Source organism: Streptomyces sp. NPDC004561 (assembly GCF_053602155.1).
In genome coordinates this window covers 1-14,966 of sequence record NZ_JBSGDB010000207.1, presented here as the reverse complement: position 1 = coordinate 14,966, position 14,966 = coordinate 1, and the positions used below count along the sequence as shown (strand labels likewise).

Sequence of the window (14,966 nt, the reverse complement as noted above, 5' to 3'; positions counted from 1 at the left end):
AGCGACAACACCAGCTTCACCCTGCTCCGCCTCGGTCCCCACACCCAGACCTGGCGAGCCGGCCGAGCTGCTGGGCCACGGACGACTTCTCCCGGTCGGCGGCCCGGCGCCGCTCCCCCAGCTCCTCCACCAGCGCGGCCGCCTCCGTGCGCCGCTCGGCCGCCGTCCCCTGCTCCTCGGCCAGTTCCTCGCAGCGCACCGCCAGCTCGGCCAGCTCGGCGGCGGCCTCGTCCACGGAGGCCTGCACCTCCAGCAGGCTGGGCGCCCCGGCGGACCCGCCCTGGGCGAAGTGGGCGCCGAGCAGATCGCCCTCGGCGGTCACCGCCGTCAGCTCCGGGTGCGCGTCGACGAGATCCTCGGCGTCCTCCAGCGTGCCGACGACGACGATCCCGCGCAGCAGCCGGCGCACGACGGGCATCAGCTCGGCGGGAGCACGGACGAGACGCTCGGCGGGGAGGGGGGCGAGGCCGTCGGCGGGTGTGTTGTCCTGGGGTGCGTGGTGCTGGGGTGCCGAGGCGGGTGGGGGGCCGTCCGCGGGCGCGTCGTGGCTGGGCGCGCCGTTTCCCGCGTCCCCCTGGCCTGTCAGGAGAAGGGCCGCTCGGCCGCCGTCCTGTTTGCGGAGGAGGCGGAGGGCGTCGGCCGCCGCCGACGGGGTGGTGACGGCGATGGCGTCCGCGGCGGCGCCGAAGGCGGCGGCGAGCGCGACCTCGTGACCGGGGGTCACCGTGAGCAGCTCCGCCGCCGGGCCCAGGACCCCGGTGAGCCGGTCCCGTGCCGCGAGGAGTATCCCGGTGCCGTCCTTGCGCCTGAGGCCCAGGGCCAGTGCCTCCTGGCGGGCCTGGGTCGCGGCGCGCCTGCGCTCGGCCGCGGTGAGGGCCTCCCGGGCGGCGCCGAACGCGGCCTCCGACTCCACGAGCCGGCGCTTGGCAGCGTCATGCCGCTCGGCGAGTTCGGCGTCGTCGGCGTCGAGGCCGTCGACCTCGGCCTGCAGGGCCTCGTACTCCTCCTGCGCGCGCACCGCGCGCTCCTGGGCCTCGTCGCGGGCCGCGGCCAGCCGGTCGATCTCGGCCTGGGCGGAGGCGGCGCGCGAGCGGGCCGCGTTGACCTGCCCGGAGAGCCGGGCCAGACCCTCGCGGCGGTCGGCGATGGCCCGGGCCACGTCCTTGAGCCGGCGCTCCTCGACGGCCAGTTCCCGCTCCAGTTCGGCACGGTGGGCGACCGTGTCCTCCAGGGCGCGCTGGGCCGCCTCCAGCGCGGCCTCCAGCTCGGCCTCCTGCTCGCGGACGCGGGCGGCCTCGCGCTCCAGGTCCTCGGGGTCGCGGCCCCGGCGTTCCTCGGGCGGCGCGGAGGTGGCGCTCTTCACCCGGGCGTCGGCCAGCGAGACGGTGCCGCGCACCCGCTCGGCCAGCTGGGACAGCTCGTACCAGGTCTGCTGGGCGCGCTGGAGACGGGGGGTGAGCCGCCGTACCTCGTCCTCCAGCAGGCCCTCTCGCTGGAGCGCCTTCCTCAGCTCCCGCTCGGCGGTCTCCTTGCGCTCCTTCAGCGCGGCCTCGTCGGCGACCTCGGCCTTCAGGGCCTCCCGCAGGCGTACGAGGTCGTCGGCGAGCAGCCGCAGGCGGGCGTCGCGGAGGTCCGCCTGGATGACGGCGGCCCTTCTCGCCACCGCCGCCTGGCGGCCCAGCGGCTTCAGCTGGCGGCGCAGTTCGTCCGTCAGGTCCTGCACGCGCGCGAGGTTGGCCTGCATCGCGTCCAGTTTCCGGAGCGCCTTCTCCTTGCGCTTGCGGTGCTTGAGGACGCCGGCGGCCTCCTCGATGAAGGCGCGGCGGCCCATCGGGTCGGCGTGCAGCACGGAGTCGAGCTGGCCCTGCCCGACGATGACGTGCATCTCGCGGCCGATGCCGGAGTCGGAGAGGAGTTCCTGGATGTCCAGGAGACGGCAGGTGTCGCCGTTGATCTGGTACTCGCTGCCGCCGTTGCGGAACATGATCCGCGTGATGGTGACCTCGGCGTACTCGATGGGCAGTGCACCGTCGGAGTTGTCGATGGTCAGGGACACCTCGGCGCGGCCCAGCGGCGGGCGGCCGGTGGTGCCGGCGAAGATGACGTCCTCCATCTTGCCGCCGCGCAGCGACTTGGCGCCCTGCTCGCCCATGACCCAGCTGAGCGCGTCCACGACGTTGGACTTGCCCGAGCCGTTCGGTCCGACGACGCACGTGATCCCCGGTTCGAACCGGAGCGTGGTCGCTGACGCGAACGACTTGAACCCGCGCAGGGTCAGGGCCTTGAGGTGCACGCCGCTGGACTCTACCCGGCGCCGCTATCTCACTCCACGAACACTCGCAACCCCACGGTTTCGCCATTGAACATGCAGGGCACACCACACGTTAAAGAGGGTGAAAGGATGCGCGGGGGAAAGAAAGAAGGGACGCCGAAGCGTCCCTTGCAACTCTGACGACTGGGTTCCAGCCGTCCGATCAACTGAGCGGTTGATACGGGCTGCCCAACCGCTGCTTCCGCTGTTGTGGAGCGATGATGCAGCGATCAGGTGAGCGCAGGCTCCGCCTGGTGTGCGTCGATGCTCTCCATGATCCTGTCCTGAGAGGCGGCAGCCGTCAGCTCGTCGTTCTCCGCCTGGATCCGTACCAGCTCGGACTCCAGGTCCTGGACGCGCTGCTGCAGCCGTCGCATCTCGGCGAGGAGTCGAGGGTCGGAGCCGCCGACGTAACCGAGAAGCGCCTTTGCCATGATGGATGGTCCTCCACACTGAGTGACCGACCGATGCGGTGTGGGTCGTGAGGGATTCGCACCCGCGGTGCTTGGCACATTCGAGTGTTGCTCTGCTGTTGCTCCATGCCAAACAGCTAAGGTGCGCGGGGCTTTCAGCGTCTCACCAAAAAGTTTGACGGTCAACACGATCACGCCCTGTATTGGCGGGCGAACCGGGGCGCGCGGCCGGGAAGGCGGCGGCGCTGCGAGTCATCCGGGGCCCTCAGGGCGTGGCGATCAGCTGTACCAGCGGAGCCTGCCACGCCACACCGTTCTTGGCAACCACCAGGTCGTTTCTGCTCTCCGCATGTGCCCTTGGCAGCGGCCGGCGCTCCGGCCTGCGGGACTTTACGGAAACCGGCTCACCGAACCGCGAACCCGTCGTAGCCGCCGCGGGGTGTGTCCCAGATCTCGGTGACACCGTCCACACGTCCGGGCGTGTCGTCGCCCTGGAGCCAGCCGAGCAGACCCTCGCAGCCCTCGCGTGATCCCTCCGCGACCACCTGGACCCGGCCGTCGGCCAGATTGAGAGCAAAACCACTCAGGCCGCCGATCTCCAGCGCCTTGGCGCGCGTGAACCAGCGGAAACCCACACCTTGCACACGTCCGCGTACCCAGGCGACCAGTCGAACATCCTCGCTCATGGATGCAACCTAACCGGCCGATGTCGCTCGGGACACGTCCGCCCGCGGCGGCATGCGGTACCGTCCCCACCCAATGAATCTCATATGAAACTCACTCGTTCGAGTGAGTCGGGTCGGCCAGGGGGACTTACCGGGCGGCAGCCACCGGGGCGACCACGACGACGAGGAAGAGGACTGCGAGATGGGACGCCACCGACGCTCCACCGCCGACCGCGCCGCCACGGGCAACGACACGGGGAGTACGCCCACGTACCGCTCCGCCACCGGCGGCCACGATCCGCGGTACCCGGCCGCGGGCAGGCAGACACCCATGGGCATAGCGCCCTATCTGAACCCCGAGGCCTACGCCGAGGCGAACGCCAGGGCGCAGGCCTATCTCTTCGCGGCGGACGACCGCCGTGGTGCTCCCGGGGGCGGATTCACCCCGGACGACGGTCCCTCCCACGGCCGCCGGCGCCGGAAGAAGCCCCCGAAGCCGGTGCGCACGGGCCTGCTCGGGGTGTCCGCGGCGGTCGCGCTCGGCACGGCCGCGGTGGCCACGGGCGTCGTCCCGGGCCTGCAGAACTACCGGTTCGGCGGCGGCACGCACACCACCGGCGGCGACCAGGTGCAGGCCGGGGGCCTGCCCAGCAACACGGCCACCGCGCAGGGCGGCACCTCGGGCAGCGCCGACGCCCGCACCGGCGATGGCGGCACCAGCCGGGACACCGAGCGCACGGCGTCCCCCGCCGGCCCGTCGGCGTCCCCCTCGACGTCGGACGCGGCCTCGCCCACGCCGGCCCCCTCCAAGACGGCGGCCGCCCAGCAGCACGCCGGGCCGAAGACCACCCCGCCCGCACCCAGGACCACCCCGTCCACGGCGAAGCCCAGCCCGTCACGCCGTACGGCGACCGAGGCGCCCTCGGCCAGTTCCGCGCCGGTGACGACGTCGCCGCGGGCCGCCGTCGAGGCCGAGGTGCTCAAGCTGGTGAACCAGGAGCGGGCGAAGGTCGGCTGCAGCGCGCTGACCGCGAGCCCCTCGCTGACCAAGCTGGCCGAGACGTTCAGTGACGACATGGCCGCGCGGGACTTCTTCGACCACACCGACCCGGACGGCAGGACGCCGTGGGACCGGGCCGCGGCGGCCGGCATCACCAATCTCGGGGGCGAGAACATAGCGCGCGGCCAGGCCGACGCGGCGGCCGTGATGGACGCCTGGATGAACAGCCCCGGCCACCGCGCCAACATCCTGAACTGCGACTTCAAGACCCTCGGCGTCGGCGCCCACCTCGGCCCGGGCGGCCCTTGGTGGACGCAGGACTTCGGCTACTGAGGCAGCCGCAGGTCAGGGGGGCCGAGACCCCGCCAGGGCCGGGTGACCCCGCCCGCGGGGTCACTCCTCGGCGAGGCCGAGTTGGCGCAGCATGCCGAGTTCGTCGCTGCTGCCCCAGCGTTCGACGAGCTTGCCGTCGCGGTCGAAGCGGCTGATCTGCATGCCCCGGTAACTCACCTTCCTGCCGGTCGCCGGCTGCCCCATCAGCGGTCCCAGATGCGTCCCGGTGATGGTGTAGGCGAAGGCCAACTCGTCGTCGGTGGCCACCAGATGCTCCACGTCGAGGTGCAGGTCGGGGAAGGCCGTTCGCAACTCGCCGAACATGGCCTTGTAGCCATCCGGCCCGGGCCCCTGCCCGGAGGCGGGATCATGGTCGACGGAGCCGGGTGCGACGATCTCGTCCAGAGCGTCGAGGTTGCCGGTGACGACGGCCTCGCCGAAGGCGGTCTGCGCGGCGATGTTGGTTTGCTGAGACATGGGCAACTCCCCGGGCGCGTGTCGGTCACCGGCCCGTCCGTCGGCTGTGGGATCCACACACGTACGCCGTATTGCGACCGTACACCGGCCCCCCGCCCCCAGCATGTCTGCGCGGCAGGCTCCGGCTGTCGCCCCTCAGCGCAAGTCCATGGCGGCCCGGGGGCTACGCGGCGGCGCGGCCCAGGGTGAACGTCCTCGCCGTCTCGGTCACCCGGCGGCCCAGGTGCTCGGCCGTGGCGACGTCCGCCTTGTGCACGCCCTCGGGACCCTGGTCGTTGTGGGTCTGGGCGGCGGCGCCGGTGAAGAAGCCGAGGCGGTTGAGGTCGTTCTCCGAGGCGGCGGTGGTGTTCCAGCCCGGGTGCAGGCCGAGGTTGACCCAGTGCATGCCGTGCTGGGCGGCGAGGATCTGGAAGAACTGCAGGGTGTGCAGCTTGTCGCCGCTCTTGGAGCCCGAGTTGGTGAAGCCGGCGGCCAGCTTGTCCTGCCAGTCCAGGCCGAACCAGCGCTTGGAGGTCGCCTCGGCGAAGACATGGAAGGCGCCGGAGGCGGTGCCCATGTAGGTGGGCGAGCCGAAGACGATCGCGTCGGAGCGGTCCAGCGTCGCCCACTGCTCCTCGGTGATCTCGTCGACCTTGATCAGGTGCACCTCGGCGCCCGCGTCCGCGGCACCGGCGCGGACGGCCTCGGCGAGGACGGCGGTGATGCCGTAACCGGAGTGGTAGGCGATGGAAACGACAGGGGAAGTCATGGGTGCTCCTCGGAAAGGCAGCTCGAAAGCAGTGACCACAGGAAAGCACTAACTTCTAGTTAGTGCAACCTGGTGGTTAGCGCTGCATGCGCGTACCCTCTCCGGTATGAGCGCCCGCATGGAGGATCCCGAGGACCTCGCCTACAACGTCTTCGCCAAGGCCTGCCCGTCGCGCGGGACGCTGGAGCACGTCACGGGACGCTGGGGCGGACTGACGCTCGGCGCGCTGTACGAGGGCTCGCTGCGCTTCAACGAACTGCGCCGCCGCGTCGACGGGGTGAGCGAGAAGATGCTCTCCCAGACCCTGCACTCCCTGGAGCGGGACGGCCTGGTGCACCGCGAGGCACAGCCGACGAACCCGCCCCGCGTGGACTACGAACTGACCCCGCTCGGCCGCCAGGTCGCCCAGCGGCTGCTGGCGCTGATCCACTGCGTGGAGGGGTCCATGGACGAGGTCCTGGCGGCCCGCGAGGCGTACGACACCCGGGAACCGGCCTAGGCGGGGCGGTCAGCCGTCGCCGAAGCCCCGGTAGGTGCCGGAAGCGTCGACGGAGTCCGCGAACTCGGCGAAGTCCATGTTCGCTATGCCCAGGTTGACGGAGATGTCGGAGAACCAGCGGGGCGGGACCCGGAAGGTCCGGCCCGGCTCGTCGGCGAGATCGACGGCCAGGAGACGGTGCTCCGCGTCCGTCATGGTGGCCGTGTCCGCGAGGAACACGTAGAAGACCTTCTCGTCCTCGTCGGCGGCGGCGTCCTCGTCGACCAGCGCCTGGACGGTCACCCCGGCGAACCGGGGATCGCTCAGGAGGATCGCCGTCGAGAACTCCTCCGCCGCTTCGAGCTCGGCGCACACCGCCTCCCAGACCGAGTCGTCGGAGAAGTCGGTGCGCAGGACCAGCGAGAACTCGTCCTGTCCGGGCAGGGCCATACGCGTGTTCCTCTCAGCTCCGGCCGGCGGCACGGGCCCGCGGCGGACGCTGGCACGTCGGGCAGAAGTAGCTGGAACGGTTCATCCAGGGGCGGCGGCGGACGGGGGTGCCACAGCGCCGGCAGGGCTCGCCCTCACGGCCGTAGGCGTCCAGCGAACGGTCGAAGTAGCCCGACTCGCCGTTGACGTTGACGTACAGGCTGTCGAAGCTGGTCCCGCCGACGGCGAGGGCCGCGTTCATCACGTCCCGCACATGGCCGAGGAGTTCGGCGGAGACCGGCCGGGTGAGGTTCGCGGTCGGGCGCTCGTAGTGGATACGGGCGCGCCACAGCGCCTCGTCCGCGTAGATGTTGCCGACCCCGCTGATCAGCGACTGGTCCAGCAGGGCCCGTTTGATGGTGGTGCGCTTGCGGCGCAGCGCCTGGTGGAAGGCGTCGTCGTCGAACAGCGGATCGAGGGGGTCGCGGGCGATGTGCGCGATGACGTCGGGTAGGCCGTCGGGGGTGTTGTCGTGCAACGACAGCCCGCCGAAGGTGCGTTGGTCGACGAAGCGGAGTTCGGTGCCGAGGCCGTCGGCGAACCGGATCCGGATGCGCAGGTGCTTCTCGTCCGGCGCCTCGTGCGGCTGCACCAGCAGCTGCCCGCTCATCCCGAGGTGCGCGAGGACCGACTGGTTCGTCTCCTCCAGCGGCAGCCACAGGTACTTGCCGCGCCGGCTGGGGGTGCCGATGTGGTGGCCCTTGAGCCGGTGCGCGAAGTCGTCGGGACCGGCCACGTGCCGGCGCACGGCGCGCGGGTGCAGCACCTCGGTCTCGGCGACGGTGCGGTGGGCGACCCACCGCGCGAGGCCGCGCCGCACGACCTCGACCTCGGGCAACTCGGGCATCGCGACCCCCGTACGGTCCGGTGGATGAGCCGAACGCCCGCTCGGAAGGCGGACTCCGGGCGGGCGCTTCGGTCGTGCTTCGTCAGGCGGTGGCGGACGACGTGTCGTCGTTCCTGGCAGCTTCCTCGGCGGCCTTCTTGGCCGCCTTGGCGCGCTCGTCCGCGGCGGCCCGGATGGACCGCCAGGCGGACTCGGCGGCCTGCTGCTCCGCCTCCTTCTTGCTGCGGCCGGTGCCGGTGCCGTACGAGACGCCTCCGACGCGGGCGGCAGCAGTGAAGATCTTCTCGTGGTCGGGGCCGGTCTCCGTGACCAGGTACTCGGGCACGCCGAGCCCCTCGATCGCGGTCAGCTCCTGCAGGGACGTCTTCCAGTCCAGGCCGGCGCCGAGATTGGAGGACTTCTCGATCAGCGGGTCGAACAGGCGGTGCACCAGTTCGGAGGCCGCGTCGAGGCCCTGGTCGAGATAGACCGCGCCGATCACCGCTTCCAGGGTGTCGGCGAGGATGGATGCCTTGTCCCGGCCGCCCGTGCCCTCTTCACCACGGCCGAGCCGGATGAAGGCGCCCAGGTCGAGGCCACGGCCGACCTCCGCCAGCGCACGCGAGTTGACCACCGCGGCCCGCAGCTTGGCCAGTTGGCCTTCGGGCAGGTCGGGGTGGGTGCGGTACAGCGTGTCCGTGACGACGAGACCGAGCACGGAGTCCCCGAGGAACTCCAGCCGCTCGTTCGTCGGCAGACCGCCGTTCTCGTACGCGTAGGAACGGTGGGTCAGCGCGCGCACCAGAAGGGCGGACTCGACCTGGTAGCCGAGCCGCCCTTCCAGAAGCGTGTGGGACGAGGCCTGGTTGTCCGCCTTCTTCTTGGCGGGTGCGTCCGCCTTGGCGTCTTCCGCCTTCTTGGGACTGGACACAGTGCCTCTCACCAGCCCGCTCAGACTTCGAGGACCTGGCGCTTGTTGTAGGTGCCACAAGACGGGCACGCAATGTGCTGCTGCTTGGGCTCGTGGCAGCGCTCGCACGCAACCAGGGTGGGGACCGCAGCCTTCCACTGCGACCGGCGGTGGCGCGTGTTGCTGCGCGACATCTTCCGCTTCGGAACAGCCACGGCTACTTCTCCTGCTTCTCGTCGGCGCGTGCTGACTGAGGCGCGCCGCCGCTCATCTCGTCCTTCTCGCCGTCCGTCATGGATCCGGCGAGTCCCTGCAAAGCCGCCCAACGGATGTCGACGGCGTCGTGGTGGTGGTCCGGGTCGTCCGCGAGCCGCACTCCGCACTCGGAGCACAAGCCCGGGCAGTCTTCCTGGCACACCGGCTGCATCGGCAGTGCGAGCACCACCGCATCGCGCAGCACAGGCTCGAGGTCGATCAGACCGTCCTCGATGAAGAGCCTGTCCTCGTCGTCCTCGGCGTCGTCGCCCGGTTCCGCGATCACACGGCCCCGGTCGTCGGCGTCAGGGTACGAGAACATCTCCTGGAAGTCCGCATCGAGCTCGAGCTCGACCGGCTCCAGACACCTTACGCACTCCCCCTCGGCCGTTGCACGGGCGGTGCCTGTGACAAGCACACCTTCCATGACCGACTCGAGCCGGAGGTCGAGCTCCATCGGGGTGCCTTCCGGCACTCCGACGACTCCCTGGATGCCGAGATCCCTGGGGGCGTCGATCTCGCGGGTCAGGCGCTGCAGCGCACCAGGACGCCGACCCAGCTCGTGTGTGTCGATCACGAGGGGGTTGCGGTGGTCGAGGCGGGCGTTGGGAGCCATTCCTGCTTTCGATCTACGAACTCGGAGGGACGCCGCCCGTCGGTGTCTTCGGGCAGCGGTGATCGCGGACGTACGCGCGACCGAAGAGCCAGGATACTGGACCTTTCGCTCAGGACCCAATCGGGGCCGTCGCTACAGACCGCGGCCCTGCTCGTACGCGCGCAACTGCTCCGCGCTGATCATGCCGGTGTCGAAGAGGCTGGTCTCGTCCAGGGCGTACCCCTGCTGGGTCTGCTGGACGGCCTGGTGGGCCTGGTGCGCGTCGTAGGCGGCCTGCTGGGGGTCGTACGAGCCCTGGTAGGCGGCGTACGGGTCGGCCTGCTGGTAGCCGTACGGATCCTGCTGGCCGTAGGCGGGCTGCTGCGGGAAGGCGGCGTACGGGTCCGGCTGCTGGTCGACGGGGGCGGCGGCCGCCGGGGCGTAGCCCGCGGCCGGCGCATACGTCGGGTCGTACGACGGCTGCTGCGGCTGCTCGGCCGGGGCGTCCTGCTCCGCGAGGGCCGCGAGGTCGGCGAGGTAGTCGGCGTCGCTGGAGTGCTGGAAGGTCGTGGTGTCGTCGGCGAGGGCGCCGAGGTCGTCCGTGGCGATCCGGCCGTGCAGCTTCTGCCGGCCGCGGCCGACGGCCTCCAGCGTCTTGGCGAGGACCGCCTCGAAGGCGCCCAGCTTGGCGTCCACGTACGCGTCGGCGTTGTGGCGCAGGGTCTCCGGGTCCTGGCTGCGCTCGGGGGCGTCCTCGTCCTCGTAGCCGTTCTCGTCCAGGCCGGGGCCGGTGCCGAGCAGCTTCTCCCGGCCGCGGCCGACCGAGCCGAGGGTCTTGGTGAGGACGACCTCGAAGTTGGCGAGCTTGGAGTCGACGTAGTCGTCGGCGTCGGCGCGGACCTCCTCGGCCTCCTTGGCGGCCTCGGCGAGGATCCGGTCGGCCTCGCCCTGGGAGCGGCGGGCGATCTCGGTGTCGGAGATCAGCGAGCCGCGCTGGGCGTGCGCGTGCTCGATGATCCGATCGGCCTCCAGCCGCGCCTGCTCCACCATCTGCTCGCGGTCACCGATGAGCTCCTGCGCCTGCGCGAGGGAGCCGGGCAGGGCCTGGCGCACCTCTTCCAGCATCGCGAGCAGCTCGGCGCGGTTGATCACGCACGACGCCGACATGGGCATGGCCCGGGCACCGGAGACCGCGGAGACGATCTCGTCGAGCTTCTTCTGGACGTCCACCTGTGCTCGCCACTCTCTACAGCCGGGATGGAGACGGACGGGACGACTGTAGTCCCATCAGCCCTTGCGGAGGCGCTGGTTCAGGGCCTCGAGGACCTGGGCCGGCACCAGATGGGAGACGTCGCCGCCCCAGGCCGCGACCTCCTTGACGAGCGAGGAGGACAGGAAGCTGTAGGTGGGGTTGGTGGGCACGAACAGCGTCTCGACGCCGGTCAGGCCGTTGTTCATCTGGGCCATCTGCAGCTCGTAGTCGAAGTCGCTGACCGCGCGCAGGCCCTTGACGATCGCGGGGATGTCGCGCTGCTTGCAGAAGTCGACGAGGAGGCCGTGGAAGGCCTCGACGCGGACGTTGGCGCAGTCGGAGGTGACCTCGCGGATCAGCTCGATCCGCTCCTCGATGTCGAACAGGCCCTTCTTGGCCTGGTTGATCATCACCGCGACGTAGACCTCGTCGTACAGGCGGGAGGCTCGGGCGATGATGTCGAGATGTCCGTTGGTGATCGGGTCGAACGACCCGGGACAGACGGCGCGGCGCACTTGTGATCCCTCGCTCTCCGGTCCGGTCATCGTGCGTCTTCGCACGTAGAGGCGGCGCGACCGTACCAAAACGTTCCCTCGCCGTAGCGACGGGACCGGATCGCCTCGAAGCCGTCCGGCCACCGGAATTCGCCGCCTCTGGTGCTGCGCTCCACGGTGACGAGGGCGTCCTTCGCGAGCCAGCCCAACGAGCGGAGTGTGAGGAGAATCTCGCGAAGATCGTCGTCCGTGACGGCGTACGGGGGGTCGAGGAAGACGAGGTCGTACGGCTGCGCGGGGGGTGCCGTCCTGATGACTTGTTCCGCTTTGCCCGCTCTCGCCTCGGCGCCGGGGAGGCCGAGGTTTCGCACGTTCTCCCGGACCGTGCGGGCCGCTCTCGGGTCCGCCTCGACGAGGAGCGCGTGGCCCGCGCCCCGGGAGAGGGCCTCCAGGCCCACGGCGCCCGAGCCGGCGTAGAGATCGAGGACGCGTTCGCCGTCCAGGGGGCCGCCCAGCAGGGACTGCCAGGTGGAGAAGAGGCCCTCGCGTGCGCGGTCGGAGGTCGGCCGGGTGCCGGTGCCGGGTGGTACTGCGAGGCGCCGTCCGCCGGCCCGGCCGGCGATCACGCGGGTCATGTGGGAGTCCTTCTTCGTGGACGGCTGTCCCGTTCATTGTGGCTGGTCGCGTCCGCGAGGCGGTAGCCGCATGGTCCATACGGCCTCGCGCCCCCGGAGGCGGGGCGCCTCACCCCTTTTCCAGGTACTGCTCCCTCTCCTCGTCCAGGAGGGCGTCCAGAGCCGTCCGCAGGCCCGGGAGGCCGGTCAGCTCGGGGTCGGCCGCCACCAGGGCCGCGGCCTCCTCCCGGGCCTCCGCGATGACCTCCTCGTCCTCGATGACCGCGAGGACCCGGAGGCTGGAGCGGGCACCGGACTGGGCCTGGCCGAGGACGTCGCCCTCGCGGCGCTGTTCGAGGTCGATGCGGGAGAGCTCGAAGCCGTCCAGGGTGGCGGCGACCGCGTTCAGACGCTGGCGGGCGGCGCTCGCCTCGGGCATCTCACTGACCAGCAGGCACAGTCCGGGGGCCGAGCCACGGCCGACCCGGCCGCGCAGCTGGTGGAGCTGGGAGACGCCGAAGCGGTCGGCGTCCATGATCACCATGGCCGTGGCGTTGGGGACGTTGACGCCGACCTCGATGACCGTGGTGGCGACCAGGACGTCGGCCTCGCCCGCGGCGAAGCGGCGCATCACCGCGTCCTTGTCGTCCGGGTGCATCCGGCCGTGCAGCACCTCGACCCGGAGCCCCTGGAGAGGGCCCTTGCCCAGGTGGTCCGCCACGTCGAGGACCGCGAGCGGGGGGCGCTTCTCGGCCTCGTCCTCGGGCGACTTCTTCCCGCCGGCCTTCTTGGGGTCGTCCTCCTCGTCCCCGATGCGGGGGCAGACGACGTACGCCTGGTGGCCGTTCGCCACCTCCTCGCGCACCCGCTCCCAGGCGCGGGCGAGGAAGTGGGGCTTGTCGGCGGCCGGGACGACATGGGTGGCGATCGGGGAGCGGCCGGCGGGGAGCTGGTCGAGGACCGAGGTCTCCAGGTCGCCGAAGACGGTCATCGCGACCGTGCGCGGGATCGGGGTCGCCGTCATGACGAGGAGGTGCGGGGGCTGCTTGCCCTTGCCGCGCAGGGCGTCGCGCTGTTCGACGCCGAAGCGGTGCTGTTCGTCGACGACGACCAGGCCGAGGTCGTGGAACTGGACCTTGTCCTCGATCAGGGCGTGCGTGCCGATGACGATGCCGGCCTCGCCGGTGACCAGGTCCAGCAGGGCCTGGCGGCGGGCCGCCGCGCCCATCGAGCCGGTGAGCAGGACCACCTTGGTGGCGTGCTCGGCGCCGCCCAGCATGCCGCCCTCGGCCAGCTCGCCCATCATCTCGGTGACCGAGCGGTGGTGCTGCTGGGCGAGGACCTCGGTGGGGGCGAGCATGGCGGCCTGACCGCCCGCGTCGACCACGGCGAGCATGGCGCGGAGGGCCACCATCGTCTTGCCCGACCCCACCTCGCCCTGGAGCAGGCGGTGCATCGGGTGGGTGGCGGCCAGGTCGCCGAAGATCTCCTGGGAGACCTTCTGCTGACCGTCGGTGAGGGTGAAGGGCAGCCGGTCGTCGAAGGCGGTGAGGAGGCCGTCGGCCCTGGGTGTGCGGGGGACCGCCGGGAGCTGGCTGTCGGCGTGCCGGCGGCGGGCCAGGGCGACCTGGAGCACGAAGGCCTCGTCCCACTTCAGGCGGGCGCGGGCGTCGGCGACGTCGGCCTTGGTGTGCGGGCGGTGGATCTTGAGCAGGGCCTCGGGGAGGGGGAGCAGACCGCGGCCCTCGCACAGGGCGGGCGGCAGCGGGTCCAGCGCCTCCTGGGCGGCCGGCAGGACCGTCTGGACCGCCTTGCCGATCTTCCAGGACTCCAGTTTGGCGGTGGCCGGGTAGAGGGGGATCAGGGCGCCGGCCCAGGTCTCGACGGTCTCGTCACTGTCGCCTCGCAGCAACTCGTAGGCGGGATGGGCGAGTTGGAGGCGGCGGTTGAAGACGGAGACCCGGCCGGCGAACATCGCGCGCGTGCCCGGCAGCAGTTCCTTGTGCGGCTTGTGCACGCCGTTGCCGAAGAAGACCAGCTGGAGCCGGCCGCTGCCGTCGGTGATGGTGACCTCGAGGCGCTGGCCCTTGCCCCGGGGCGCCTTGGCCGAGGCGAAGGTGTGCAGGCGGGCGTCGGCGACCTGGGCGACCACCGTGACGTGCTCGTCCATGGGGAGGTCGGCCAGGTGGGTGAGCTGGCCGCGCTCCTCGTATCTGCGCGGGTAGTGGTGCAGGAGGTCGCCGACGGAGTGCAGGCCGAGATGCTCGGCCATCACCTTCGCGGTGGCGGGGCCGAGCACTGACTTCAGTGGCTGGTTCAGTGGTTCTTCCAGTGCGGGCACGAGATCCATTGCACACCACGCCAGTGACAATGCCGTAGACGCTGCCCTGCGGATTCGTCCCAAGGTGGCGTATACATCCGGGAAACCCCTGGTCAGATGGGATGCTCCGGCCCTAGGATGGCGCGCTCCGGCCATCCTTCCGCGGTCACCGCCTCGACAGGGGGACCGCCCGACCCCGCGCCGTACGCACTCCCCCACCGGCGCAGTGACGATGGACTCCCAGACCTCGCAGTCATCCCAGGCATCCCAGTCACCTCACCCACCTCACACGTTCCAGGTCGACCTGCGCGGTCTGGTGGACCTGCTCTCCCATCACCTCTACTCCAGCCCCAAGGTCTATCTGCGCGAGCTGCTGCAGAACGCCGTGGACGCCGTCACCGCCCGGCGGGCCGAGCAGCCGGACGCCCCGGCCCTGGTCCGGCTGCACACGGCGGACGGCGGTCTGCGCGTGGAGGACAGCGGCGTCGGGCTCACCGAGGCGGACGTGCACGACCTGCTGGCGACCATCGGGCGCAGCTCCAAGCGGGCCGAGGGCCTGCAGGAAGCCCGGTCCGGCTTCCTCGGCCAGTTCGGCATCGGCCTGCTCGCCTGCTTCGTCGTCGCCGAGCGGATCCGGGTGGTCAGCCGCAGCGCCCGTACGCCGGACGCGCCGCCGGTGGAGTGGACGGCGCGCGACGACGGCTCGTACACCGTGCGGACGGGCGGAGTGGGGCCGCCCGCCGGCTTCCGGGCACACAGCCGCTCCCCGGGTCGGCCCGTGGGGGT

15 protein-coding genes and 2 pseudogenes are annotated in these 14,966 nt (G+C 71.4%); 3 read left to right on the top strand and 14 right to left on the bottom strand.

All coding sequences use genetic code 11. From position 1 onward, the window contains the following. Positions 1-22: 22 nt before the first annotated feature. The 3 genes and pseudogenes from ACWEN3_RS25100 to ACWEN3_RS25090 all read right to left on the bottom strand — a co-directional run. Positions 23-2,293 (bottom strand): annotated as a pseudogene (locus ACWEN3_RS25100) (chromosome segregation SMC family protein); the annotation flags it as partial. 248 nt (positions 2,294-2,541) lie between these two features. Beyond that, on the bottom strand, positions 2,542-2,745 hold the full coding sequence (locus tag ACWEN3_RS25095; protein WP_359061453.1) for a hypothetical protein: 204 nt from the start codon (positions 2,743-2,745) through the stop codon (positions 2,542-2,544). 383 nt (positions 2,746-3,128) lie between these two features. Then, positions 3,129-3,410 carry an acylphosphatase gene (locus ACWEN3_RS25090; RefSeq protein WP_452975079.1) on the bottom strand — a complete coding sequence of 94 codons (282 nt, stop codon included), beginning with the start codon at positions 3,408-3,410 and terminating at the stop codon, positions 3,129-3,131. Positions 3,411-3,591: 181 nt separating this feature from the next. Here ACWEN3_RS25090 and ACWEN3_RS25085 point away from each other — a divergent pair, with 181 nt between their 5' ends. Further along, entirely contained in the window at positions 3,592-4,722 is a 1,131-nt protein-coding gene (locus ACWEN3_RS25085) for a CAP domain-containing protein (RefSeq protein ID WP_452975077.1), read from the top strand. A gap of 60 nt (positions 4,723-4,782) precedes the next feature. On the opposite strand, the gene ACWEN3_RS25080 is transcribed toward ACWEN3_RS25085, so the two are convergent. Further along, positions 4,783-5,199: an ester cyclase gene (locus tag ACWEN3_RS25080; RefSeq protein ID WP_452975074.1), complete on the bottom strand. Its 417-nt coding sequence runs from the start codon at positions 5,197-5,199 to the stop codon at positions 4,783-4,785. Positions 5,200-5,362: 163 nt separating this feature from the next. Then, on the bottom strand, positions 5,363-5,947 hold the full coding sequence (locus tag ACWEN3_RS25075; RefSeq protein WP_452975072.1) for a flavodoxin family protein: 585 nt from the start codon (positions 5,945-5,947) through the stop codon (positions 5,363-5,365). A gap of 118 nt (positions 5,948-6,065) precedes the next feature. Here ACWEN3_RS25075 and ACWEN3_RS25070 point away from each other — a divergent pair, with 118 nt between their 5' ends. After that, on the top strand, positions 6,066-6,446 hold the full coding sequence (locus tag ACWEN3_RS25070; protein ID WP_452975069.1) for a winged helix-turn-helix transcriptional regulator: 381 nt from the start codon (positions 6,066-6,068) through the stop codon (positions 6,444-6,446). Positions 6,447-6,455: 9 nt separating this feature from the next. On the opposite strand, the gene ACWEN3_RS25065 is transcribed toward ACWEN3_RS25070, so the two are convergent. From ACWEN3_RS25065 to recG, 9 genes and pseudogenes are all read right to left on the bottom strand, one after another. After that, on the bottom strand, positions 6,456-6,875 hold the full coding sequence (locus ACWEN3_RS25065) for a DUF6924 domain-containing protein (protein WP_452975067.1): 420 nt from the start codon (positions 6,873-6,875) through the stop codon (positions 6,456-6,458). 13 nt (positions 6,876-6,888) lie between these two features. Continuing rightward, a complete protein-coding gene (gene mutM / locus ACWEN3_RS25060; RefSeq protein WP_452975064.1) occupies positions 6,889-7,761 on the bottom strand; it encodes a bifunctional DNA-formamidopyrimidine glycosylase/DNA-(apurinic or apyrimidinic site) lyase in 873 nt (290 codons plus the stop codon). 82 nt (positions 7,762-7,843) lie between these two features. Then, positions 7,844-8,683, bottom strand: coding sequence for a ribonuclease III (rnc, locus tag ACWEN3_RS25055; protein WP_452975062.1), 840 nt, complete (start codon positions 8,681-8,683; stop codon positions 7,844-7,846). A gap of 8 nt (positions 8,684-8,691) precedes the next feature. Further along, positions 8,692-8,865 (bottom strand): 50S ribosomal protein L32, encoded by a 174-nt coding sequence (rpmF, locus tag ACWEN3_RS25050; protein ID WP_003951102.1) that lies wholly within the window; start codon positions 8,863-8,865, stop codon positions 8,692-8,694. Between the two features lie 2 nt (positions 8,866-8,867). Beyond that, positions 8,868-9,521, bottom strand: a complete 654-nt coding sequence (locus ACWEN3_RS25045) for a YceD family protein (protein WP_452975059.1) — start codon at positions 9,519-9,521, stop codon at positions 8,868-8,870. A 132-nt stretch (positions 9,522-9,653) separates the two neighbouring features. Beyond that, positions 9,654-10,730: a cell division initiation protein gene (locus ACWEN3_RS25040; RefSeq protein WP_452975056.1), complete on the bottom strand. Its 1,077-nt coding sequence runs from the start codon at positions 10,728-10,730 to the stop codon at positions 9,654-9,656. Positions 10,731-10,787: 57 nt separating this feature from the next. After that, the gene (coaD, locus tag ACWEN3_RS25035; protein ID WP_452975083.1) at positions 10,788-11,267 is read right to left on the bottom strand and encodes a pantetheine-phosphate adenylyltransferase; all 480 of its coding nucleotides are present in this window, start codon (positions 11,265-11,267) and stop codon (positions 10,788-10,790) included. Between the two features lie 26 nt (positions 11,268-11,293). Then, positions 11,294-11,884, bottom strand: a pseudogene (gene rsmD / locus ACWEN3_RS25030) (16S rRNA (guanine(966)-N(2))-methyltransferase RsmD); the annotation flags it as partial. Between the two features lie 106 nt (positions 11,885-11,990). Beyond that, positions 11,991-14,210 carry an ATP-dependent DNA helicase RecG gene (gene recG, locus ACWEN3_RS25025; RefSeq protein ID WP_452975053.1) on the bottom strand — a complete coding sequence of 740 codons (2,220 nt, stop codon included), beginning with the start codon at positions 14,208-14,210 and terminating at the stop codon, positions 11,991-11,993. Positions 14,211-14,412: 202 nt separating this feature from the next. Here recG and ACWEN3_RS25020 point away from each other — a divergent pair. After that, a partial coding sequence (locus ACWEN3_RS25020; RefSeq protein ID WP_452975051.1) for an ATP-binding protein occupies positions 14,413-14,966 on the top strand: 554 nt, incomplete at its 3' end.